The sequence below is a fragment of the Pseudomonas sp. P1.8 genome, assembly GCF_001269805.1.
Lineage (GTDB): Bacteria > Pseudomonadota > Gammaproteobacteria > Pseudomonadales > Pseudomonadaceae > Aquipseudomonas.
Genome location: NZ_LHVM01000025.1, coordinates 179,671 through 203,481 on the forward strand (window position 1 = coordinate 179,671; position 23,811 = coordinate 203,481).

21 protein-coding genes and 1 pseudogene are annotated in these 23,811 nt (G+C 57.9%); all 22 read right to left on the reverse strand.

Annotated elements, in window-relative coordinates; all coding sequences use genetic code 11:
• Positions 1-7 precede the first annotated feature (7 nt).
• Complete coding sequence (icmH, locus tag AD668_RS28070) at positions 8-883, reverse strand: type IVB secretion system protein IcmH/DotU (protein WP_053164427.1); 876 nt, start codon at positions 881-883, stop codon at positions 8-10.
• Between the two features lie 5 nt (positions 884-888).
• Entirely contained in the window at positions 889-2,220 is a 1,332-nt protein-coding gene (gene tssK, locus AD668_RS28075) for a type VI secretion system baseplate subunit TssK (RefSeq protein ID WP_053164429.1), read from the reverse strand.
• A 2-nt stretch (positions 2,221-2,222) separates the two neighbouring features.
• Positions 2,223-2,723, reverse strand: a complete 501-nt coding sequence (gene tssJ / locus AD668_RS28080; RefSeq protein ID WP_053164431.1) for a type VI secretion system lipoprotein TssJ — start codon at positions 2,721-2,723, stop codon at positions 2,223-2,225.
• A 5-nt stretch (positions 2,724-2,728) separates the two neighbouring features.
• On the reverse strand, positions 2,729-3,916 hold the full coding sequence (gene tagH / locus AD668_RS28085) for a type VI secretion system-associated FHA domain protein TagH (protein WP_053164433.1): 1,188 nt from the start codon (positions 3,914-3,916) through the stop codon (positions 2,729-2,731).
• A gap of 17 nt (positions 3,917-3,933) precedes the next feature.
• Positions 3,934-4,074 carry a hypothetical protein gene (locus AD668_RS28090; RefSeq protein WP_053164435.1) on the reverse strand — a complete coding sequence of 47 codons (141 nt, stop codon included), beginning with the start codon at positions 4,072-4,074 and terminating at the stop codon, positions 3,934-3,936.
• Between the two features lie 73 nt (positions 4,075-4,147).
• Positions 4,148-5,665 (reverse strand): sigma-54-dependent Fis family transcriptional regulator, encoded by a 1,518-nt coding sequence (locus tag AD668_RS28095; RefSeq protein ID WP_053164437.1) that lies wholly within the window; start codon positions 5,663-5,665, stop codon positions 4,148-4,150.
• A 10-nt stretch (positions 5,666-5,675) separates the two neighbouring features.
• Positions 5,676-8,309: a type VI secretion system ATPase TssH gene (gene tssH, locus AD668_RS28100; protein WP_053164439.1), complete on the reverse strand. Its 2,634-nt coding sequence runs from the start codon at positions 8,307-8,309 to the stop codon at positions 5,676-5,678.
• 13 nt (positions 8,310-8,322) lie between these two features.
• Positions 8,323-9,330, reverse strand: a complete 1,008-nt coding sequence (gene tssG, locus AD668_RS28105) for a type VI secretion system baseplate subunit TssG (protein ID WP_053164441.1) — start codon at positions 9,328-9,330, stop codon at positions 8,323-8,325.
• A complete protein-coding gene (gene tssF, locus AD668_RS28110; protein WP_053164442.1) occupies positions 9,294-11,081 on the reverse strand; it encodes a type VI secretion system baseplate subunit TssF in 1,788 nt (595 codons plus the stop codon). The genes tssG and tssF overlap by 37 nt, the downstream gene beginning before the upstream one ends.
• A gap of 107 nt (positions 11,082-11,188) precedes the next feature.
• Entirely contained in the window at positions 11,189-11,599 is a 411-nt protein-coding gene (gene tssE / locus AD668_RS28115; protein WP_053164444.1) for a type VI secretion system baseplate subunit TssE, read from the reverse strand.
• A 14-nt stretch (positions 11,600-11,613) separates the two neighbouring features.
• Positions 11,614-13,089: a type VI secretion system contractile sheath large subunit gene (tssC, locus tag AD668_RS28120; RefSeq protein ID WP_053164446.1), complete on the reverse strand. Its 1,476-nt coding sequence runs from the start codon at positions 13,087-13,089 to the stop codon at positions 11,614-11,616.
• 28 nt (positions 13,090-13,117) lie between these two features.
• On the reverse strand, positions 13,118-13,621 hold the full coding sequence (gene tssB / locus AD668_RS28125; RefSeq protein ID WP_053164447.1) for a type VI secretion system contractile sheath small subunit: 504 nt from the start codon (positions 13,619-13,621) through the stop codon (positions 13,118-13,120).
• Positions 13,622-13,653: 32 nt separating this feature from the next.
• Positions 13,654-15,210 carry a type VI secretion system protein TssA gene (gene tssA / locus AD668_RS28130; protein WP_053164449.1) on the reverse strand — a complete coding sequence of 519 codons (1,557 nt, stop codon included), beginning with the start codon at positions 15,208-15,210 and terminating at the stop codon, positions 13,654-13,656.
• Positions 15,211-15,869: 659 nt separating this feature from the next.
• Positions 15,870-16,124, reverse strand: a complete 255-nt coding sequence (locus AD668_RS30435; RefSeq protein ID WP_371259849.1) for a hypothetical protein — start codon at positions 16,122-16,124, stop codon at positions 15,870-15,872.
• 300 nt (positions 16,125-16,424) lie between these two features.
• Positions 16,425-16,796, reverse strand: coding sequence for a hypothetical protein (locus tag AD668_RS28150; protein ID WP_053164457.1), 372 nt, complete (start codon positions 16,794-16,796; stop codon positions 16,425-16,427).
• A 51-nt stretch (positions 16,797-16,847) separates the two neighbouring features.
• Complete coding sequence (locus tag AD668_RS28155; RefSeq protein ID WP_053164459.1) at positions 16,848-17,588, reverse strand: hypothetical protein; 741 nt, start codon at positions 17,586-17,588, stop codon at positions 16,848-16,850.
• Positions 17,581-17,946 (reverse strand): hypothetical protein, encoded by a 366-nt coding sequence (locus tag AD668_RS28160; protein WP_053164462.1) that lies wholly within the window; start codon positions 17,944-17,946, stop codon positions 17,581-17,583. Before AD668_RS28160 ends, AD668_RS28155 begins: the two co-directional genes overlap by 8 nt.
• Before the next feature lie 51 nt (positions 17,947-17,997).
• On the reverse strand, positions 17,998-18,744 hold the full coding sequence (locus AD668_RS28165; protein WP_053164464.1) for a hypothetical protein: 747 nt from the start codon (positions 18,742-18,744) through the stop codon (positions 17,998-18,000).
• A complete protein-coding gene (locus tag AD668_RS30165; protein WP_053164466.1) occupies positions 18,737-19,870 on the reverse strand; it encodes a hypothetical protein in 1,134 nt (377 codons plus the stop codon). The genes AD668_RS28165 and AD668_RS30165 overlap by 8 nt, the downstream gene beginning before the upstream one ends.
• The gene (locus AD668_RS28175) at positions 19,825-22,242 is read right to left on the reverse strand and encodes a toxin VasX (RefSeq protein WP_053164468.1); all 2,418 of its coding nucleotides are present in this window, start codon (positions 22,240-22,242) and stop codon (positions 19,825-19,827) included. Before AD668_RS28175 ends, AD668_RS30165 begins: the two co-directional genes overlap by 46 nt.
• Positions 22,242-23,111 (reverse strand): DUF4123 domain-containing protein, encoded by an 870-nt coding sequence (locus tag AD668_RS28180; RefSeq protein WP_053164470.1) that lies wholly within the window; start codon positions 23,109-23,111, stop codon positions 22,242-22,244. Before AD668_RS28180 ends, AD668_RS28175 begins: the two co-directional genes overlap by 1 nt.
• Positions 23,108-23,811: pseudogene (locus tag AD668_RS29715) on the reverse strand (type VI secretion system tip protein VgrG); the annotation flags it as partial. The pseudogene AD668_RS29715 and the gene AD668_RS28180, both read right to left, overlap by 4 nt.

The window sequence follows — 23,811 nt, forward strand, 5'->3', positions numbered from 1 at the left end:
TTCCTGTTTACGGCTGCGACTGCGGCTGGACTACGACCGGATCAAGCGGCTGAAAGGTTTGCAGAACAGTGTCGCGCCGCTCGCCCAGAACCCAGGCGAAACCTGAATACATCACCACCAGGCAGACGGAGGTGAACAGCACCACCATCCACGCTGGCACAATGCGCACCAGCCTGCGGCGCTGATCGTTCAATCCTTCCCAGTGCGGCGACAGTTCGCGTGGCACGTCGCCGCGCAATTGGCGAATCTGCCGATACAAGGCGTCGTGCAGGCCTTCGAGCTCAAGCAGGCCACGCGCTTGCACGCGGTACTTGCCCTCGAAACCGAGGGACAGGCACAGGTACATCAACTCCAGTAACGGCAGGTGTTTGATCGGGCTTTTCGACAGCTGTTCCAGCAGCTGAAAGACCTTCTCTCCGCCAAAGGTTTCGTTGTGGAAGCTGCTGAGCAGGCTCTTTTGCGACCACTCGCTTTCGTTGCCCCACGGCGTGGTCACGACAGCTTCGTCGATAACGGTGCATAACACGTAACGCGCGGTCATTACCTGACTGCTTTCGACACCGTTATGCAGTGCCTGCACCTCAAATAGATTGATCCCGGCGGTCAGTCGCTCGTTGAGCGCAGTCAGGTCTTCGCGGATGTCGCTATGCTTGAGCCGCACCACGTCAGAAAACAGCCCGGACGCGGCGGCCACCAGCGAGTTGAGGCTGATGTTGAACGCCTCGGCCGGGCGCAGGCGCGCGGCGTAGATCATGCGCTCTTCCAGTTGCTCGAAGCGCGGTGGCGCGGTGAAGTCGGTCATCGGACTTTGTGCCGGACTGTGGCCCTGGCGGTCGAGCAGGACGGTTTTATCGTCCTGATGGTGTTCCGTGTCCCTGGTCATGTCTGTCAGTTCCTGATGGCCCAGAATTTCAACTCAAGCCCGGAGAATTCGCCGGCCACATGGAAGGCGAAACCGCCAGAGCGCTCCAGTTGTGCAACGTCTTCGGAACTGAGTTCGAGGATGAAATAAGTTTTGTTGGAGTGAAACGGGATCTGTCGCGGAGCCACCGGTAACGGTTTGACCTTGATGCCTGGCAGGTGCAGGTTGACCAGTTGGCGGATGCGCTCAACCGGGCCGACCTTGAGGTGTGCCGGCAGGCGGTGGCGCAGTTCTTCACAATCGCAATTGGCACTGGCCGCCAGCACGAAAGTAGCCGAGCCCAGCAGTTTATGATCGTGCAGCGGCGAAACGATGATCCCGTACTGACGCTCCTGCAGGTCCAGTTCAATGGCGTGCTGCTCCAGCACCATCGATAGCACCTGACGAATCGCCTCCATCAGCTCGCGAAAACTGGCACCCTGATCGCTGTGCTGGTAACGGCTGTGCAGGCGCGGGCGTTTGCTTTCGCTGGAAAAGGTCGCCAGATCGCCGAGCATGGTCAACAGCGTGCGGTATAACTCCTCCGGATGTACCTGCTCGAGTTCCAGATAGTGACGCATCAGCAGTTCAGTACGGTTGATCAGTTGCAGCATCATGAAGTCACCGACTTCGGCGCCACCGACCTTGCCGCTGGAGCGAATCCGGTCAGCGATAGTGTCGCCGCGATGGGCGAGCATACTGATCACTTCCTTGAGACACGACAGCAGGTAGCTGGAGGAATGCGCCTGAATATAGGTCGGCAAAAAATCCGGATCGAGGCTGATCACGCCGTCGGGCGTCGCTTCGAGTACATCGCAGATTTTAAGTTTTACATAGGTCTGGTCGCTCTCCTGCAAACCAAGCAACAGTTTGAAGTCCGGGCGTGCGCAATAAATCTGGCTGACGCAAGCATCACCGGCATTGGAGTCGGCGACTTCTGTTTCATAGGTGGTGTAACGCGCCAACACATCAGATTGTTCTGGGCGGCGCGACTCTATGTGATTTCCGGTGACCAGCGGCAGCGCCAGATAGATGGGTGTGTTGCAGGTGTTTGGTGGCACGTCCAGCGCCAGTGGCTCGGTGCTTCCGCCGAGCTCAAATAGACTGCCGTCCGGGAGTATCCCCGAGGCCTGGCTGATTACCAGCTTACCCATATTGAGGAACTGCAAGTCGATATCCAGATTGAGAAACCCCCAGGTGTAACCACCCAGCAATTGAGTGCGGCTCTTCATCTGGTGGTCGTAGTAGCGATCATTGTGCTGGAAGTGCTGTGGACGCAGCAGCATACCTTCCTGCCAAATGACTTTATGGATGTTCATGGTCAGTCATCTACCCTGGAAAGCACATCATGGTTGTTGCGGATACCGGCAGAATCGAGCGTCAGATCAGCATTCGTGACCGCCAGCGCAGAGATCTGCACGGTATAGCGCCATTTGGTTTCCGGCAGGTCGCGATAGGCGGCGAGTACACCAACATAACGGCTGCCCTCCCCCACGCTGAGTTTCAGCTCGACGGTCTCGCCGGGGCGCAGTTCAAGTTCTTCGCTAGTCACCAGGTCTGGAGCCAGAGACTTCCTGGCACGTTCATACAGACTGAAGAAGTCGGCGTTTTCGAAGGTCACCGGGTGCTTTAGCTCGAATAGACGAACAACGATTGGCGACGGACGCCCGTTCAGGTCCGGGTTCAATTGATCGCTGGCAGTCAGCTTCAGGTTGAGCTTGGTCATTTTCGAATAGGGCGACAACGACGTGCACCCGGCCAGCAGCACCAAGGTCATGACCGTTAGCACCGTCTTGAAAAAAGTGGTCGAACAGCGGGACATGCGCATCATCCTTGGTGGTCGGTGTATAGGGTGGAAATCAGGCGAATCTGTTCTTCGTAAGCCTGAGCAAAGTCACGGGCCAGCAGCCGCTCGCTCCAGTCATCGTCCTCACGCAGGCCCTGGTGATAACGACCGTAGGCTCTCCAGCGATTGCCGGAGGTGGCGAATAACGGCTTGTTATCTCGCTCGAAACGCAGGGTCAGCTGCTGCGGCGAGAAATGCTCCAGCGTTGCGCGTACGGCGGCGCGGCTGGCAGTGAGCAAGGCCACTTGATGGGCCTGCAAATCGCGGAATGCGCGAGAGATCGCCTGCTCGGCCGATAATTGACCAGGCTTGTCTGGCTGCAACAAAATGCCCAACGCTTCAACCGCATCGCCGGTCGTTTTAAGCGGGTTTTTGTTGCCGCCTTGCAAGGTGGTCCGGGCCAGGCGCAATTCGTTCTTGAGCTCATTGCGGGTGTGCAGGCTCTGCTGCAAACCGCCGACACTTTGCTTGAGCAAGTGTGCCGCGCTCAGCGCCAATGCTTCGCGGGCGTCATGGTCGAGGCCGTTCACATCCACGCCCAGCGTCGTCCCGAAACGTTCCCAGAACCCTTCACTCTGACGTTCGACCACTTTCGCCGCCGGCGCGGGTCCTACTGTGGCCTTGACCAGTTCCGGAACCAGCAGGTTTTCGATGTCAATACGCGCGCAATCGGCGCGCTGGCGGGCGTCCTCGATGGTGGTGTTCGGGGAGATCAGCTCTTCGATTTGCGAATACACGCGTTCTTGCTGCTCGAGGATCTTCAGCGGATCAAGGTCGAGGAAGGCTTCATCCGGAATGATACTGCCCGCAGCGCGTGGACGGCCGACTTCGCCAAAGGTCGTCGGATCACGCACCAGTCGCGCGAGAATCTTGAAGTCACCCAGTACATAGGTGCTGCCGTGCTCAATGCGCACCGCTTCGCCTCTGCGCAGGCGCGCACCGCTCTCCCCGTCCTGGATTCCATTACTGCTGGTATCGGTCAGGAAAAACATGTCTTCGCGGTAGCTGATGATCATGTGGTGATTGGACACGTGACGCTTTGGATCAGGGATGATCCAGTCGCAATCCTCGCCCCGGCCGACGACGCCCCCGGTCTGTTTGAAGGTCTTGCGGCACAAGTCCGTGGACGCGAATTGCTGGGTGCTCAGTATTTCGAGAACCAGTTCCATGGTGATACTCCTTACGGTCACTTGCCGCGATTGACCGCTTGCGGATCACCCAATGGGCGATAGGTGTTGTCGTCATGTTTGTAATTGCCACTACACCCGCCAAGGCCAAATAGAACGACGAGGGTCAGCAGGAAGGCTTGCCAGCAACGAACAGGCATCTGAGGTTCTCCAGAATGGACAAAGCGCCAACCCATTTGGGTGGCATTGTTAAAAGCCAGTGAGGTCCTTTGCCTACCCATCGAAATCTCCCAAACTGATGTTGAGGCGCCCGAGTCGGTAGAGCAGCGTGCGGCGTGGCAGGCCGAGTTCACGGGCGGCGAGAGTCTGGTTACCGTCGTTTTTACGCAGGCTATCGAGCAGCAGCCTGCGCTCGACCTGCTCCAGGCGTTCACGCAGGCTCCAGCGGCTGTCTGGCGGTAAGGTTTGCGTGCGCAGGGAGAAATGCTCGGCCAGCAACTCGCCGTCTTCGCATAGCAAAACCGCGCGTTCGACCATCGCTTTGAGTTCGCGCACGTTGCCTGGGAAGGCATAACCGGACAGATGATCCAGCGCTTCTTCGGACCAACGCAGCGCATCGCGCTGCAAAAACGAACAGGCTTTATCGGCAAAGTGTCGGGACAGGTCGAAAATGTCGGCTTCGCGCTGACGCAGGGCCGGCAACTCAATCGGAAACTGCGCGAGACGGTAATACAGGTCCTCACGGAACTTGCCTTCACTCACCAGTACCGACAAGTCACGGTGAGTCGCGGCGATAATGCGCACGTCGATTTTATGAGTGTCGCTGGAGCCCAGCGGGCGAATCTCGCCTTCCTGCAACACGCGCAACAACTTGGCTTGCAGCGACAATGGCATGTCACCAATCTCATCGAGCAACAAAGTGCCGCCATTGGCCGCGTCGAACAGTCCGGCGCGGTCACGGTCGGCACCGGTGAACGCACCTTTGCGATAGCCGAACAGCTCGCTTTCCAGAAGATTTTCGGGGAACGCCGCGCAGTTCTGCACGATGAATGTCTGCGAGCGTCGTGGGCCGCAATCGTGAATCGCCCGCGCGACCACTTCCTTGCCAGTGCCGGTTTCACCGCGCAGCAGCACTGTGTACGGGCTGTGCAGGACTTTGCTGATCAACGCACGGGTCTGGCGCATGGCCAGACTCTCACCGATCAATCCGTAACCGCTGGCACAGGGCAGGCTGACAGGCACTGGCGACAAATCCACGGCGGGCTGACGCGAGCGTTGCAGCAGATTCAGTTGGCCCAGCACGAACGAGCCTAACTGCCCGAGCGAGTCTGCAAAGACTTGCAAATCAATGTGCCGGTGACTCGCACAGAGCAACAAGCCTTTGACCGCTTTGAGTTGATTGACCAGCGGCACACACAACAGAGATTGCCAAGGTGATGCCTGTGGCGGCATGAAACTGGTTTCGTGGAGGCTGCTGCTCAACCCCTCGAGACTTACCACGCGGTTCTGGCACAGAGAAAATTGCAGCAATTGCCCACCGCTGTAATCCGCTGGCAGGCTCGCCACTTCGCGTGATTGCAGTATGCCGTTGAGGCACTCGGCGTTCATCCCAAGGCATGTGTGAGTCGCATCCAGCAAGTAGAGTTGCGTCAGTTCGCAACCGCTTAGCTCGGCCACCCCTTGCACCAATTCACCCAGCAGCGCAGCATCGTTCGCCGCACGTGACAACTTGGTAAACTGCCCCAGCAAAGCTTCGGCATAGGCCAGTGGTTGCGATACCTGAGTGAACATCACACCCACCTCAGGCGAACTCGCAAATCACGCTGGCGCCACCGTCGAGCGTGGCATGCACACGCTTGAGGCTTTCACCGCAGGCCATCGCATCGAGCAAGCGGTCGGCCACCAGCGGTAACACATGCAGATCGAGCAAGTGGTCGGTCAGGCGTGCGCCGCTGTCACTCTGCGTGCAGCGTTCGGCCAAATGATCGACGAGGCTTTGGCAATAGGTGAAAGCCAGCTGAAGACGGTTCAGACGCTCGCCCAGCCGGCCGAGTTTGATTTCAATCAGTTCACGCAGCACCGGACCTCCCACCGGGTAGTAAGGCACCACTCGCATGCGCGCCAGCAGAGCCGGCTTGAAGTGTTTGCTGAGTATCGGGCGAATGGTTTCTTCCAGCACTTCGGCGGCGGGCCGCGCGCCGTTATCGCAGAGGTCGATGATGCGGTCGCTGCCCAGGTTCGAGGTCATCAGGATCAACGTATTGCGAAAATCGATTTCGCGTCCTTCACCGTCGTTGGCCACGCCTTTGTCGAAGATCTGGTAAAACAGGTTCAGCACGTCCGGGTCGGCTTTCTCGACTTCGTCAAGCAAGACGACGGAATACGGTTTCTGGCGCACCGCTTCAGTGAGCATGCCTCCCTCGCCGTAACCGACATAGCCCGGTGGCGCACCGATCAGGCGCGACACAGTGTGTTTCTCCTGAAACTCGGACATGTTGATGGTCGTAATAAAACGATCGCCGCCATACAGCAAGTCAGCCAGAGCCAGTGCGGTTTCGGTCTTGCCGACACCGCTCGGGCCGACCAACAGGAATACGCCAACGGGGGCTTGCGGATTGTTCAGACCTGCCGCAGTGGCACGCATAGTGCGATCCAGGGCGCGAACGGCTTGCTCCTGACCACGAATGCGCATGCGCAGTTCGGTGGCGAAAGTGGCGACCTTGGTGTTGTGTTCGCGGGCCAGTTGCGCCAATGGCACGCCGGTCCAGGCACTGATGACTTCGGCCACCAGGCGCGGGCAGACTTCGAAACTCACCAGACGCTCTTTTACTTGAGCCTCGGTCAAGGCGCGGTGGGCGGCGTTCAGCGATGCTTCCAGAGACTCAACGCTTTGTAATTCATCGGCATGAAGGGATTCGATCACCGCGCCTTGCTCAATCGTCGGCTCGACGGCGCTGGCTTCACGGGCCATGGCCAGTCGCTGACGCAGATCCAGCAGCTGCTCGGCCAGTGCTTTCTGTTCAGTCCACAGCGATTCCAGCGCGATCATTTCGCTTTCGGCTTCGTCGAGGCGATGCTCCAACGCCTTCAGCGCTGGGTAATCGATCAGCAAACCGGCGTCTCCATCACGGCACAGAGCCTGGCGCTGACGGCCACTTTCAGCCAGTTCACTACGCAGGCGCTCAAGGCTTTCCGGGGCAGCCGCGAGGCTGATGCGCACACGGGCGCAGGCTGTGTCGAGCACGTCGACCGCCTTGTCCGGCAGCTGGCGACCCGTCAGGTAACGGGCGGACAGTTCAGCGGCAGCAACCACTGCGTCATCGCGCAGGTAGATGCCGTGGCTCTTTTCGTAAACCTGAGCCAAGCCACGCAGAATAGTGACGGCTTCACTGACCGTCGGCTCGTGCAATTGCACCGGCTGGAAACGACGAGCCAGTGCGGGATCCTTTTCGAAGTACTTCTTGTACTCCGCCCACGTGGTGGCGGCGATGGTGCGCAACTCGCCACGGGCCAGGGCCGGTTTCAGCAAGTTGGCCGCGTCGGAGCCACCGGCATTGCCACCCGCGCCGATCAGCGTGTGAGCTTCGTCAATGAACAGGATGATCGGATGCGGCGAGGCTTTGACTTCGTCGATGACGCCCTTGAGGCGGCGTTCGAACTCGCCTTTGACGCTGGCGCCCGCTTGCAACAGGCCAACGTCCAGCGAGAGCAACTCGACGCCTTTGAGCACAGGGGGCACTTCACCGGCGGCGATGCGCAAGGCCAAGCCTTCGACGACCGCGGTTTTACCGACACCGGCTTCGCCGACAACAATAGGGTTGCTCTTGCGCCGACGAGCGAGGATATCGATCATCTGCCGGAGCGCGCCATCACGGCACAGCACCGGGTCGAGTTTGCCGTCGCGAGCCTGTTGAGTCATGTTGTGGGTAAAACGCTCCAACAGCGATTCACCCGGTGCGGTGGGTTTGCCAGTGGCCGCTGGTTCTTTCTGTGACAAGGCGAACTCTTTGAGACGCTCGATGTTCAGCCTCGCCAGCAACGGCTGGTAGCGACTGCCGGCATAACGCATCGGGTTGCGCAGCAGCGCGAGGATCAGCGCAGCCTGTTCAACCTGGCTCTGCCCCAGTTCGAGGTTGGCCACCAGCAACGCATCTTGCAGCCATTGCAGCAGTTCCGGGGCGAACACCGGATTGCGCGAGCCGCTGTGTTCCATCCGGGAGTGCAATGCAGCGCTCAATACACCGGCGTCCATCCCGGCATCTTGCAATGCACGGACGAGCAAGCCTTGCGGGCGCTCCAGCAAACCCAGCAGCAAGTCTTCGATCAGGATTTTGCTGCCGCCGCGGGCGACGCAACGCTCAGCCGAACGCTCCAGATCGCGACGGGTTTCGGCATCCAGGGCGTGGATAAGTTGTTGCAGGTCTACGTTGATCATGGATCATCTGTCCTTAATGAATTTTGCTGCCCAGCGTCACCACGCCGTCCGCTCTTTCGCGGCCCAGCCAACTGGTCCATCCCAGACGACAGGCGTTCTGCTCGCCGATGCGCTGCTCGGGAATTTCGTCCTGTCGCAGTACCAGGCGAATGTCGTAATCGAGCGGGTCACGCAGAGTGAACCGAACCAGCGCGCGCAACGGCTGGTAACCGAAACCGATCGGCAGAAATTCGTGAAAGCGTTGCCAATCGAGTTGGGTGATGTGGATGCGGAATTTGCCGCTGCGGTCGCGTACGTGTTCGCCCAGTACCAGGTCTTCGCCCAGCAGACTGTTGGCACGACCCAGACGATTGCGCTGTTCGTCGAGCATTTCCACGCGACGCTCGATGCACTGCTCGATAAGCAGGTTTTCGTGCTTGAAGTAGTAACGCAGTACCGCCTCAATCAGCGCCGCAGAGTGCGCCCGCAAGCTGAGCAACCCGAGGTACGGCAGCAGGCGCTTCCAGTTCAGTTCCCCGGCCTTGCGGATCTCTTCGCCGCCTAGACCGATCAAGGCAAACAGCTGTGAGGAAAACGGGTCGAGCGCGCCGCTCAGGAATCGCGCGCGGTAGCGATACTTGCGCCAGATCGGCAACATCAGCCGGTGCAGGCGATGGTGAAACAGATCGAGGAAGTTGCGCGTCGAATTGCCTTCTTCGCTGTCGCCCAGAGCCTGTTCGCCATAGAACGCCGGTAGCGGCGAACCGGACCCCACCAGGCCGATCAGGTTGAATCGCAGTCGCGCGCGCATCTGCCCGTGTTCTTCGAAAAACTCCACGCGATCAACGTCGCTGCCAGGGAAACCCAGACTCGGGTTGGCCTGGAACTCCAGCTGGTCGTACAGCTCCTCTTCGCTCATGTACGGGTGAGCCACACGCAGCCGGTCGAGTACCAGCAGTACGGCCTGAAACAGCGAATACTCGCGTATTACCCGGGTCAACCCGCTTAAAGCAGGGGCTGCAAGCCCATACGTGGCGCCCATTGGTACACCTCTCCCTGTGTGCTTTTTACCCGTAGCTCGTGGAACGAATTGAGACTGGCGTAAAGCGCGAAAAACTCGTTGAGAACCGAAGCGAACACGAACAGGTCCCCTTCGCCGATATAGCCTTGCGGGTCGATGGTCAGCTCGGTGCGCAGTCCTCGCACCGGCAAACCGCGATGCAATCGGTCGACATGCTGATGCTCAATCGACTTGAGCCCGTCGAGCAGACGCTTGCTGACCTTCTCTGCCTGCTGATCGTAGTAACGCGGCAGATCGTAGGTTTCGAGAATGACCTTCAGCGCGTTGACGTCGGCCAGGGACAGATAGTTAAGCGACATATTGCTGATCAGTTTCCACAGGAAGTCACCGTTCAGCGGCGGCGCGAAACTTGCGGTGACCGGGGTGATGTTGCGGAAACCGAGGAACTCCGGCGTGCCTTCGCAGGCCATGTTGATATCACCGAGCTTGAGTCTGCGCGGCAGATTCTGGTTGGTGCACATCAGCTCGATTGACAAGGTTTCGTGAGCTTCGGTGTGGCGGATGCCAAAGCTCAGATAGGTATCGAGGCCGTCGTGGAGCAATGACGAACGCTGGTGGACGCTGTAATGCGGACGGCTGTTGGGCACGTCGAAACTCGGATCGTGTTCGAAGGATTCGAACGGCACGTATTCCTGATAACCGGTGCCGCCGGGCTTCCAGCCGGTCACCGTTTCCACGGAAAACACACCGCAGCTTTCCAGGTTATGTTCTGTGGGCAGTAGCAGGTATTCGTCCTGCTTTCCATCGAGACGAATCGGTAACGCATCGTGCTTGAACAAATTAACGATGGGGGTGCAATGCAGCTTCACGTTGTCCAGGGTCGGAGGCATGCGCAGGTTGCCGCTCTTGCGAATGTCGAAACGCAACTCCAGTCCCCGCATCTGTTTCAGCGTGTCTTGCGGCAGCGCCTTGAGCAGATCCAGACCGAGGACATCGACGAACATGAACTTGTCCTGGAAGGCGAAGTATTCCTGCAGATAGCGGTAACCGCGGAAGGTGTTCAGCGGATAAGGGATCAACGCCTCGTCTTCGGCAAACCCCACCGGTTGTACGCGGTTGCATGGCATCTTGAACGCCATTGGCTTGCCGTCGACACCTTTGATTGCCATGCCGGCGCTATCGAGCGGAATCAGTTCAATACCTTCCAGATTACGCAACAAACTCAGGTACAGCATTTGACTGATGTAACGCTCGCCAGCCAAGTGCAGACGCAAGCGGTTCAATTCCAGCTCGCCAAGGTGGCCGTCGGCGCTCATCTCCAGGCGCAGGTTCAGCAACGAACCACTGCCCTTCACCGAATACGTCAGTCCGGTCAGATCCAGTGCCTGAACTTCGGTCGGGTAACAGGTGCGGAAACCACAATGTACCTCGTCGATCTGCTGACTCTGGACCGGCGTATCGCGCCCAACCATCAATGCAGGTCCGGAGCGCTTCAGCGGGTCGAACTGCAAAATGCTGAACGCAGGCAGCGGCCGCATGTAGTTCGGCCACAGCAATTGCATCAGCGAGTGGCTGACCTCAGGCAATTCATCGTCGAGCTTCTGCCGTAGACGACCGGTCAGAAACGCAAAGCCTTCCAGCAACCGCTCAACATCCGGATCACGTCCGGCCTGCCCGAGGAAAGGCGCCAACGCAGGGTTGCGCTCGGCAAATCGGCGGCCTAACTGGCGAAGTGCCGTGAGTTCGCTTTGGTAGTAATGGTTAAAGGACACAGTCGGCTACCCGCTTTTCTTGTTCGCGAAAGGTGTGAGGTCAGTGGCGTTAAAGAAACGTCCCGAACGTCGATGCCGATCAATCAATAAAATTGTTTCGATCTCCGTCATGTGCTGACTTTGACTTGGCCGTTGCCATCCAGGCGCGCGGCAAAGCTGACCCGTCGCTTGAAACCCTCAACTTCCATAAGCGCGTTGATGCTGAAGGACAAGCGGAGCTGTTCGTGGTCAGGCGGTAGGGAGATGACATGCACGTTGCTCAGGCGTGGCTCGTAGGCTTCTATGAATTTCTCGATAGCCAAACGGGCCTGACTCAAGGCGTCGTGCAGGCTCAGACGCATGTCATTGAGATCGGGAAGCCCGTAATCGGACAGCGTTTGCACACTGCCCGCACGTGTACTCAACATCTTGGCCAGATGGGCAGCCACCGACGCCATGGCGCAAAACTCGAGGCTGCAATCGATGCGTTTTCCAGCATCGCCACCCAGGCGTTCGAAAAGGCTGCCGTATCCAGTCATGAGTCAGGCTCCGCTTACTCTTTATCCAGCTTGCCGACCAGTGACAAGGTGAAGTCTGCGCCCATGTATTTGAAGTGGGGCCGCACGTTCAGGCTCACGCGGTACCAGCCTGGCTCGCCTTCGACATCACTGACGATGATCTGGGCAGCACGCAGTGGACGGCGGCCACGGACTTCGGCGCTGGGGTTTTCCTGGTCGGCCACGTACTGACGGATCCATTTGTTCAGCTCCTGCTCAAGATCAGTACGTTCTTTCCACGACCCGATCTGCTCGCGCTGCAGTACTTTCAAGTAGTGAGCCAGGCGGTTGACGATCATCATGTACGGCAGTTGGGTGCCGAGCTTGTAGTTCAGTTCGGCCGTCTTGCCCTCTGCACTGTTGCCGAAGAACTTTGGCTTTTGCACCGAGCTTGCGGAGAAGAACGCCGCGTTGTCGGAGCCTTTGCGCATGGTCAGAGAAATAAAGCCCTCTTCCGCCATCTCATATTCACGACGATCGGAAACCAACACTTCGGTAGGAATCTTGGTTTCGATTTCGCCCATGCTTTCGAAATGGTGCAACGGCAGGTCTTCCACCGCGCCACCGCTTTGCGGGCCAATGATGTTCGGGCACCAGCGGAATTTGGCGAAGCTATCGGTCAATTTGGTGCCGAACGCGTAGGCGGTGTTACCCCACAGGTAGTGTTCGTGGCTATTGGCTACGGTTTCCTTGTACACGAACGACTTCACCGGGTTTTCTTCCGGGTCGTAGGGGTTGCGCAGCAGAAAACGCGGGACGGTAAGACCTACGTATCGGGCGTCTTGCGATTCGCGGAAACTCTGCCATTTGGCGAATTGCGGGCCTTCGAAATGATCTTTGAGATCCTTCAGGGCCGGCAAACCAGTGAAGTTTTCCAGGCCGAAAAACTGCGGGCCGGCTGCGGCGATGAACGGCGCGTGGGACATGCAGGCCACACTGGACACGTACTGCATCAGCTTTACGTCCGGCGAGCTTGGAGTCATGAAGTAGTCCGCAATGATCGCGCCCACCGGCTGACCACCAAACTGACCGTATTCAGCGGTATAAATGTGCTTGTACAGGCCAGCCTGCATCACTTCCGGTGAATCTTCGAAATCGTCCAGCAGGTCTTCTTTGGAAACGTTGAGAATCTCGATCTTGATGTTTTCGCGGAAGTTGGTGCGCTCGACCAGCAATTGCAGGCCACGCCACGAGGATTCCAGAGACTGGAAGTCCGAGTGGTGGAGGATTTCGTCCATTTGACGGCTGAGTTTGGCATCAATCTCGGCGATCATGCGGTCAACCATGGCTTTCTTGACCGGTTCACCATCGTTCTGCGGTTTGAGCAGCTCCTCAATGAACGCTGACACGCCGCGCTTGGCGATGTCGTAGGCTTCGTCGCCCGGCGTCAGGCGGGTTTCGGCAATGATGCTGTCGAGAATGCTGAATTCGCCCTGCTCGTTGTTGTTCTGCTGTGCTGCGCTAGTGCTCATTGTCTTGGCTTCCTTGGCTGATGGGGACTCAGGCATCCTGAGCGGCGGTGCTCAAGCCCAGCTCACCCAGAACGCGAGCGCGGGATTCGTCGTCGGCGAGTACGCCTTCGATGGCTTTGCGAAATGCCGGTGCGTTACCCAGCGGCCCCTTGAGGGCTACCAGCGCATCGCGCAGTTCCATCAGTTTTTTGAGCTCAGGCACTTGCTCGACCAGGCTGGCCGGATTGAAGTCCCTCATTGAGTTCACATGCAGCTTCACCGCCAGCTCTTGCGTGTCGCTGTCTTCCTGCAGTCGGTTCGGTACGCTAAGTGTCAGGTTCAACTCTTGTTTGGCCAGCACGTCGTCGAACGTCATCTTGTCGATGCTGATCGGCTTGCGATCTTCGACCTTGCGCTCATCCTTGCGGTGGGTGTAGTCACCGATTGCCAGCAGTTTCAACGGCAGTTCGATCTCCTCCCTGGCAGCACCGGTGGCAGGTTTGAAAGTGACGTTGATGCGTTCCTTGGGGGCTACCGAGCCTTCTTTGGCCATGGCTTTTCTCCTTGCGGTTGTGGCCCTGAGGCCTATTGCAGTACCACTTCGAGATCGAGGTGACACAGCCTGCGATAAATCTCTTCCTTGCATTCACGTACGGCATGGTTCTGTGGCAACAACTCGCAGCAGCTATGCAGCAAATGCAGCACGTCCAGTACAAGGTCGGGCTCCCAGGCGTTAAGGCCCGAGCCCTGTAGTGTCTGGTCCAGTGTTTCGAGCTGGGTCTTGGCCAATTCGTACTTTTTTGCCATGAAGCACAGCCGCGCCAGAGCGAACTGCCAGAAGAATCTAACGCGCCCGCCCTGGGCGCCTTGCAAGCCCTGCTTGAGGGACTGCACGGCCGCCTTGAGGCCTTCCGTGCGCAGAATCGGCAGGGCTTCTTCCAGGGCCAGCTCCCAGGCGGACTGCGCGTCGATGGCTTCGACCTTGCGCGGCGTACTGGCGGATTGCAGGTGTGGCATGACGTTGGCGGCGATCCATGCCTGAGTGGCTGGATCGGCAAACGGGGAGCCATCATGAAAACGCAATTCGACAATGCCTGGCAGGCGCTGAATCAACAGCGCGAAATGGATTTCCACTTCTCGCATCGCCATTTCCGCGCTCAAGCCCTGAAGGCATTCCCAAACCATCCGTTGGCCATCAAACCAAAACGGGGCCTTTGCGACACTCGCCTCCAGCTCCACCAGCAGGTCGGCGTACTTGGACTGGTCATATTGGGCCTGATAGGCCTTCAGCCTGTCCGTCGGCAAACCGCGCAATGCAGTGATTTGCTCGGAATTACGTTCAGGGACGACGTCAATGGGTAACCACAGAAGCGTTCGATTGAGGCGATAGGCCCGCAGGTCGGTGGCTTTCTGCTTGAGCCACCACGCGCATAAAGGCCGTGCCGCCTCCTGCTGATCGCGCAGGGCCTTATGGGCGTCTTTTTCGTTGTCGATCGTAGCGCCAGGGGTAAACAACTGTGTGGCTGCTTGCTTGACCTGAGCCACTGTTGCGCCCACCACACCAGGCTCTGGCTGGTTGTTTGCAGCACGCAGAACCCTGCTTCTCAAGCGGCGAGTGATCGGCAACAGCAGCGGCGCATCGCCACCCAGATGCTCTGCGCAGGCGGCATCGAGACCTTCAAGGTGTTCAACCAGTTGGCGGAACACCGGCAACTGCTCTTTGATTGCGACACTGTCAGTGAGTACCTGCTCAAGCCGCGGCACCAGCCAGCCGACAGCCGCAGCGCGGGTTCGCCACTTGACCGGGTGGATCTGCGACCACGAGTGCTTACACAAGTGATGCATGAGCCCACAGCCGGCCACCAGGCCGGAAAAGGACTCACGCTGGTACAGCGCCCACGTTACCCAGCTCGCAACCCGCAAGTCCTTGGACTGAGTACGTAGCAACGCCTCACCGACTTCCTGCACTTTCAGCCAGTCAACCTGCCCGCTTTCATGCATCGATCGGGCTTTGGCCAACTCGCTTTCCAACGTCTCGAACTCGCTCGAAAAACGAACGTCTTCACCTGCAAAGGACTGCTCACCAATAGCTGACTTCGCGAGTTCAAGATAGTGAGCCGATAGCTTGCTTGAATAGGACATTTACGGCTCGTCCTGTAGCGTGAGTTCACGCGCAAAACCAGTGCTGGCGACAGACTGAAAGTTTTCCAGACAACTGCCGGCCATCACTACTTGCCGCTGATTGCCATACAGATCGCGCTGCCGCAAGCAGCCAAAGCTAGCGATCAGCACCGGTCCGAGGAGGTAGCCGCAAAGCACCTCATCAAGCTGCGACCCACCCGGACCCAGGCTCCAGCGCGCTCGCGGCAAAACCGTATCCCGGGTAGCGCAGAAATGATCCGCCCCGCTAATCAGGGCTTTGCGGACTGACCTCATCAGAGGTGAACTCGCTGCATACTAATTCCATTCACGACGCTACGGTTTGGCGTAATCGATCCCAGACTGACCCTGAACCGATTCCCCTAAAAGCGACTGGAAGTATTGAGTTTTGCGCCACGCATTGATGTAGGAGTTATCTGCAAGCAACGAAGGAAATGCCCTGAAATTTGATCCGGGGTGTTGCGCTACCTCTCGAGCTGACAACCGTAAAGCTGTGCCCATGATGATGTGTCGTTACAGGGTTTCCAGCAGGGCAATCATTGGCTGAGGATGGCCATTATCGGCTGCACGTAAAAATGCTGGTGCTGTTGATAAAGACCAGCAACTGGCATCCAAAATAGATCTTTTACCACCTGCAACCGTCAGTCAGTGCTCATTGGCACATTCACCTTGGCTTTGATGAAGGGCACGCCGGGAGATAAATAAGGCCTGATGAAATCAGCCACACTTTCCTTATGCTTGCGTTTGCAAAAAACATTAAGACTCCAGTTCGTCTTATAGTCATTCCCCGCCAAAATGACGCTATATTTTAAATCCACCACCTCTCTATTAGTCGCAATGGCCAACTGTGTAAGGTCCTCCCACTTGAAAGCATGGTGATGATATTGGGTGTGCATGGCTTGGTAATCCTTCGAATTGGCCATCGACAAGTACATCAAACCCACCCCCCCCGGACCTATGAGCGCACCGATCAAGAACGCAGGATCAAGGGTTGCAAGAAAGAAGGCTGACTCATCCCGCTATAGACGGAGTACATGATGAATCCAGCCCCAACTATTACAACGGACATAAATACGAACATGCAGTTAGCCACAAACGTATTGTAATTACGCGCCCGTATCGTCCAGCCCAATAATTCGGGCTCATTGGCGTATTTCCACTGCAGTTGCGGCGGCAACTCAAGGGCTTTGTTAAAGTTAAACATCGTCACGCTCATCGCTCATTGACAAGGGAACAATCAACTGCAAGGGCTGAATGTGTTTATTAGCCAGCAGCACACCGCTCTCTTGCGTCAGTTCGCTGGTAAAGACATTGTTGAGCCGGTCTGCTTCATTCGTGGTCCATTCCAACGCCAGTCGAAACATGTATCCCCGGAAGTCCGAGCGCTGACGCACGCCGGGCGGATAGGTAATCTCCAGTTCCAGTTCCAGGATCGGCCGTCGGGTCGTGGTTTCGACCCACACCTGCCACTGCTGGTGCTGGTCTGTAGCGGCATAACGGAAGTCCGCCGGCCTGACGGTGCGGGCGGGCACGCTGGGCAGTTCGCCGAGCTGTTGTGGAACGGACATCTATATCAGCCGTTTCGCGCCGCTTGCGGTTAAACACCCATGGCATCGTAATTAGTTCAGAACATCCACTTTTCCGACAATACAAGGAACGGCAGGCGGTAAATGTGTTTTGACCAAGGTTACTACCTCATTTTTTCTATCGCGTTTAAAAAACACATACAGACTCCCTTCGGTCATGTAAATAGAACCTTCCTTCGGCACGCTATAGTCAACCTCCACCATATCTCTATTTGTCGCGATCGTTAGTTTTGTCAGTTCATTCCAATGAAAAAAATGATTGTGATATTGAGTATGTAGCTCTCGATAGCTCTTTGAGCTCGCCATTGACAGGTACATCAACATCCCCCCCGGACCTATGAGCGCACCGATCAAGAACGCAGGATCAAGTGTTGCAAGAAAGATAAACATCACTGCCGTTATGCCCGCAAACCACTTTACAAACGGCAATACCCATTTTGGAAAGTCTTTCCATTTGCAATACTCCACGCCAGATTCCGTGAAGCGATAAGCGAAATTCATGCGCTGATGGGTCATACCGACTATCACCAAAAACATGGCCGTACAAAAAAACACACAAGACAATGTACGCCAAGGCTGACTCATCCCGCTATAGACGGAGTACATGATGAATCCAGCCCCAACTATTACAACGGACATAAATACGAACATGCAGTTAGCCACAAACGTATTGTAATTACGCGCCCGTATCGTCCAGCCCAATAATTCGGGCTCATTGGCGTATTTCCAGTGCAACTGCGGCGGCAACTCAAGGGCTTTGTTAAAGTTAAACATCGTCAAGCTCATCGCTCATTGACAGGGGAACAATCAACTGCAAGGGCTGAATGTGTTTATTGGCCGGCAGCACACCGCTCTCTTGTGTCAGTTCGCTGGTAAAGACATTGTTGAGCCGGTCTGCTTCATTCGTGGTCCATTCCAACGCCAGTCGAAACATGTATCCCCGGAAGTCCGAGCGCTGACGTACGTCGGGCGGATAGGTAATCTCCAGTTCCAGGATCGGCCGTCGGGTCGTGGTTTCGACCCACACCTGCCACTGCCGGTGCTGGTCTGTAGCGGCATAACGGAAGTCCGCCGGCCTGACTGTGCGGGCGGGCACGCTGGGCAGTTCGCCGAGCTGTTGTGGAACGGACATCTATATCAGCCGTTTCGCGCCGCTTGCGGTTAAACATCCATGGCATCGTGATTAGTTCAGAACATCCACTTTTCCGACAATACAAGGAACGGCAGGCGGTAAATGTTTTTTGATCAAGGTTACTACCTCATTTTTTCTATCGCGTTTAAAAAACACATACAGACTCCCTTCGATCATGTAAATAGAACCTTCCTTCGGCACGCTATAGTCAACCTCCACCATATCTCTATTTGTCGCGATCGTTAGTTTTGTCAGTTCATCCCAATGAAAAAAATGATTGTGATATTGAGTATGTAGCTCTCGGTAGCTCTTTGAGTTCGCCATTGACAGGTACATCAACCCCATCCCCCCCGGACCTATGAGCGCACCGATCAAGAACGCAGGATCAAGGGTTGCAAGAAAGATAAACATCACTGCCGTTATGCCCGCAAACCACTTTACAAACGGCAATACCCATTTGGGAAAGTCTTTCCATTTGCAATACTCCACACCAGATTCCGTGAAGCGATAGGCGATATTCATGCGCTGATGGGTCATCCAAGAAATCACAAATGAAAAAAACATATAGAAACACAGGCTAAATACAAACTTGGAGGCGACACTATCATTTGCATCAGCCGTCGCATACAAAAAATAAGACCACCCCATAATCACCAGAGACATAAACGCAAACATACAATTAGCCACAAACGTATTGTAATTACGCGCCCGTATCGTCCAGCCCAATAATTCGGGCTCATTGGCGTATTTCCACTGCAGTTGCGGCGGCAACTCAAGGGCTTTGTTAAAGTTAAACATCGTCACGCTCATCGCTCATTGACAAGGGAACAATCAACTGCAAGGGCTGAATGTGTTTATTAGCCAGCAGCACACCGCTCTCTTGCGTCAGTTCGCTGGTAAAGACATTGTTGAGCCGGTCTGCTTCATTCGTGGTCCATTCCAACGCCAGTCGAAACATGTATCCCCGGAAGTCCGAGCGCTGACGCACGCCGGACGGATAGGTAATCTCCAGTTCCAGGATCGGCCGTCGGGTCGTGGTTTCGACCCACACCTGCCACAGCCGGTGCTGGTCTGTATCGGCATAACTGAAGTCCGCCGGCCTGACGGTGCGGGCGGGCACGCTGGGCAGTTCGCCGAGCTGCTGGGGGTCGACCCAGTTGCCGTTAAGAAACTGGTCGTGGACGGCGGCGGTGTTCAAGGTGCGCAGATCACCTTCGGAAAAATGGCTCTTTTCCACCAGCCACGGTTGCAAGGTCAGCGCTTTGCCCGCCACTGCGACGGGCACCTGGATCTGTACCCAGAAGCCCAGCCCCCTGCTCGGCATCCGGTCGCCGTCGTAATGCAAGGCTCTGCCCATCACGGTGGGTCGTTGCAGGGTTTCCAGCAGGGCGAACATTTGTTGGGCATGGCCTTCATCGCCCTGCCACTCGGGTATAGCCCCGCGCCCCCAACTGCAACGGTGCAGCCACAGACGCAGCCCTTCACGTTTGTAACGGTTGGCGGCCATGGTAATCATCAGATAAGCGATGCCAAGGCCGGCCAATATGACTGTTACCGGGGTGGACATGACCCAGGCAAAACCAAACCAGTAACCGAGACCTGCGCCAGCCAGTTGCCCTCCAGCAACAATGGACATTCCCACGACAGTATGTTTCTTCCACGTAAGCAGGAACCACTCTTCTTCGCTGGTGGCTCCTTCGACTTCGTGGGAAATCTGCCAAGCCTCAAGCCCGGCCGCAACAGCCCCCAAGGCCGCCCACGTCACCGTGCGCCAAATCAGCCCTTTCGAAAACGTTGCAAACTCGTTGGCTACCGCAGCCTTGGCAGCCTCTCCTTTGGCCAGCCCTTGTTCAGCGGCAGACAGCCAACGTTTATAAGCTACCTGAGCCACCTTGAGCGTTTCCGCACCCAGCTCACCAACCATCCCCCCGCCCGACTCCACGCCGGCCCCACCCACAACGCCGCAACGGCATTGCCCGCATACGCCGCATTGGCCCCGACAACCCGCCACTCCTGCGCGGAAAACCGCCCGTCGTTCTGCGCCTGCCGAGCGCTGTGATGCAGGTTCCAGGCGTTCAGGCCGACCAACAGGGCCGGCAGGGCGTGGCCCAGGTTCTGGTTCATCCAGGCTTTCGTGCGGGTTATGTGCTCATAGGTGCCTGTCAGCTTGAGTTGGGCCAGCACTTCGCTTTGCCCCAGGTCGGCGAGCCAGTGGTTGATTTGCACCAGCCCCGCCGCAAGCCGCGTGTGGCCCGAGGCGTGGGCGAGGATCTGGTTGGGGCGGCTCAGGAAAAGGTTTTTCAGTGAGGCTTCATGGGCCTGCAGGGCAATGCGCGCGGCGCGTTGATCGTACGCCGCGCCGGGGCGCAGCAGCACCCTTTGGGCGACGTTGATCCTGTTCTTGACGGCCTCGACCTCCAGCAGCCAGGCTTGATAATCACGCGGGTAGTTTGGGTTGAAGAGCAGTTGCGTGGCGCTGGAGATTTCGCTGGAGATCAGCACCTGGGGCACGGCGAGGATCAGCCCTGCCTGCTGCTTCATGGCCGGCAGCAACATGCCACTGAGCCCGTGCCAGGCCTCCTTCGCCTGGTGGTTGGCGACCTTGATCAAGGTTGTCATGGCCTGCCTGGCCGTGCTGCTCATGGCCTGGTAGAGCTTGCTGTTGCGCAGCGTCTCCAGGTCCAGTACCGCCTTGATTTCGCTGAAGCGAGTGGCGAGGTTTGTCTCGCCCGCCGCCGAGGCAGGCGTCAGGACCGGCGAGCTGCCGTCCCCTTCACGGCCCTGATAGTCCAGTTTGCCGGTGGTGCTGAAGTTGTGCGACACGGTCCTGATCAAGGTGGCGACTTCGGCATTGAAATTGAACAGCGCCATGCCGAACAGGGTGCTCGGTTGGCGGGCCTGCGCGCACAACCACTGTTGGCCGTTTTCGCCGTTGCCCAGGACGGTGTAAAGGGCGTGGGCGGTTTCCAGTAACTGACTGGCGTGCCCTTCATCGCAGGTATCGTGGTAGACCGCCTCCGCGCCCGGACCCAGCTGATCCAGCCAGGTCAGCAGGTCGCGCTCGCTGCGCTGGCCATGCTCGCGCAGCCGCCGCGCCTCGGCGGTGGTCTGACGCAGGTACTGCTGTACGTCGTCAAAGCGCACATCTTCGCGCCACAAGCGCTTGGCGTTCCACTCTTCCAGGGCCTGCTGCCATTGGAGATGATCGGGCAACTGGCCCCATCTGGCCTTGAACGAGGCCATGCCGGCTTCCACGGTTGAGGTGGCGCCCAGCGTCACCAATCCCACCTGGTCGGCGGACGCCAGGTCCTTGCCGCACTCGACTTCATCCTGGGCTTTCAGGAGCGCATACAGGTCATCGTTGCAGGCTTGACGTTGCACCGGGTCGGTCAGCGCGTCGGGCACAAACGCCTCGGTATCAAACCCGCACAAACGCTGCACGGCGATTGCGCTTTCCACCGGGTATTGATGCAGGCTTTCAAACCGGCTTTGCTCTAGGAGGCGACCGGTCAGGTTCATGGTCAGGTCATCGATCAGGGCCAGCGGATCATCCAGGGCGATAAACAGCGCGGTGTCCTGTTCCGGCACCCGGCCCCGTACCAGCGCCTCTTCGAACGCGGCCTTGAAGGGCGCGCCGGGCTCCGTCGCGGTGGTCGGCAATAGCGTACTGGTAAAGCCGGGAGGCGTTGCGCCGTAGACCAGGATATCGGCCACGCTATTGCCCAGCTCGGTGATCAGGCCGCCATGGGCGACCTCGCCAGTGCGGCAAAAACCCGGCAGATCCAGGCTTCGCATCCATCGGCTGTGTGCAGTCGCACTGTTGCGCATCAACTCGCACAGGCGCCACGTCCATTGCACCGGCGAATAGGCGAGCCGCAACTGGCTACGTCGCGGGTACAGCAGGTAGGGATGGGTTTCGCCCGGGTTGTGGCGCACGTCCTGATGCAGCTGGACGTCCGTCCACGGGTGCCGCGTGAAGTGTTCGCCGTGTATCTGATATTCATGGAACGTCTGGTCGACGCTGTTCCAGACGTAGAGCCAGCCATCGCGCAATTGCCGCAGGGTATAGCTGCGGGTCTGCAGTGCAGGCGGTGGCCTGGACCAGCCGGCGGGCAAGGCATGCGGCCCTTGGTGGCTGCCCTTGGCTGATGGTGATTCGTCCAGCGCATAACGCACCGGAAAAATGGCTACCTCGGCAAGTTTCAAGGGGCACTGGCCCATGCCCATGGGCGCATTGCTGAACATCTGGTTACGCCTGGCCTGCCTCAGCAAGTATTCCGCGGTGGGCTGGTTCATCACAGTTCCTTGTTCAATTCGAAGTCGCTGTCCATTTGCTGGATACGTAACTCTGGAGCGAACCTGGGGGCATCGGGGGTACGGACCAGCCATTGCTGATAGGGTCCATCGGCACGCAATGTAAAACCCTCGCCCCAGCGCAGGCTGTATTCAACCCAGATCGCGAGGCTGCGCTGGGTGCCAAGCCCCCAGGCCTGAGCCTCATTCAGACGGTCATGGAACCATCGAGTCAGCTGGCTTATGTCTATTCGAGCGAGGTGCTGAGGAAGGCTCTGTTCGAGGCTTTGATGCAGTTTCTCCATGAACCGCCAGCGTGCCGCCTGATCCAGTGCGCCCAATTGGGTTTCTCCCAATTGAGCGCATGAATCAACCCACTCGGGCGACGGCGCCGCACGAAAAATGCTTCGCCACTCGAGGGATACAACAGGCTCCCAGGAATGCGGATGTTCAGGAACGTGCCAGGCATCTATAGGGCCAAGCACGGTATCCAGCTGCGCGCCTTGATAGCTGCCCAACCAATGGCGCGCCACCAGCGGGTCGGCAAAACGCAGCAAACCATTGCCGCCCAACACATCTGGCGGAGCTATGAAGCGCCGCAAATGAGCCGCTACGACACTCATCGGCGCCAGGCTGTACAGCAGGCTCGCATCAGGTTGACCGGTAGCGCTTCGGCATGTCTCGTTAACGAAGCCTGATGAACCGCGAATCGAGACCAGTATGGGGCCAAGATCATTCAGCGCAGCCCATCGCGTGCCCAGGTACAAGGGTTCAACTTCAACCGACTCATCGAGTTGATACAGGCTCGTCAGTGCATTGGCACGCAATACACCATCGATCAGCAAGTAGTTGGCCGGGGAATCAATACTCATGTCGCACTTTCCTCCTCTGCCTGCTGACAGATTTCGCAACGTGGGGTAGCGCTCTGCAATGCTCGCCGCTGAGCCAGGACCAAAAGAGGTGACGCAGATAGCTCCTCCAACATGCCTGGCAGCAGTGGAGCCGCAGCGACGCCCGCAAGCGGCGCACCGCCGACTTGAATCTCTGTGCTGCTGAAAATGCCACCCGGCCCGATCACGATGTGCTGGCCGCCGGCTTTCAAGGTGATGCTGACCCCGGCATCGAGGATAAGATTCGCCCGGCCTTGAGGTGCACCTGCTGGCCGGCTTCGGCCACCAGCGTCTGGCCGACACGGGTGTGGCTGCTGTGAGCCACCTGCAAATAATCGTTGGCCTTGAGCTCGACCTTGCGGTCGGCAGTCACGGTGCGCCGGTCTTCTGCCTCCAGCACCGTGATGCTGTCGCCCTTGATGATTTCATGCCGCTGGTTACCCACCTCCAGCCGGCTGTCGTTGAGGACTTGCTGTTGTAGGTCACGCTGGGCGCGCAGGTAGATCAGCTCCTGGCCGGCGCGGTCTTCGATCGACAGCTCGTTGAAGCCGCCATTGGCCGGTGAGCTGTGGCTGCGCAGCACGGTTCGGGTCTTGTGCTCCGGCAACGGATACGGCACGGCGGTGACGGTGTTTGGCACGCAGCCGGTGATCAAAGGCTGGTCGGGGTTGCCCTCCAGAAA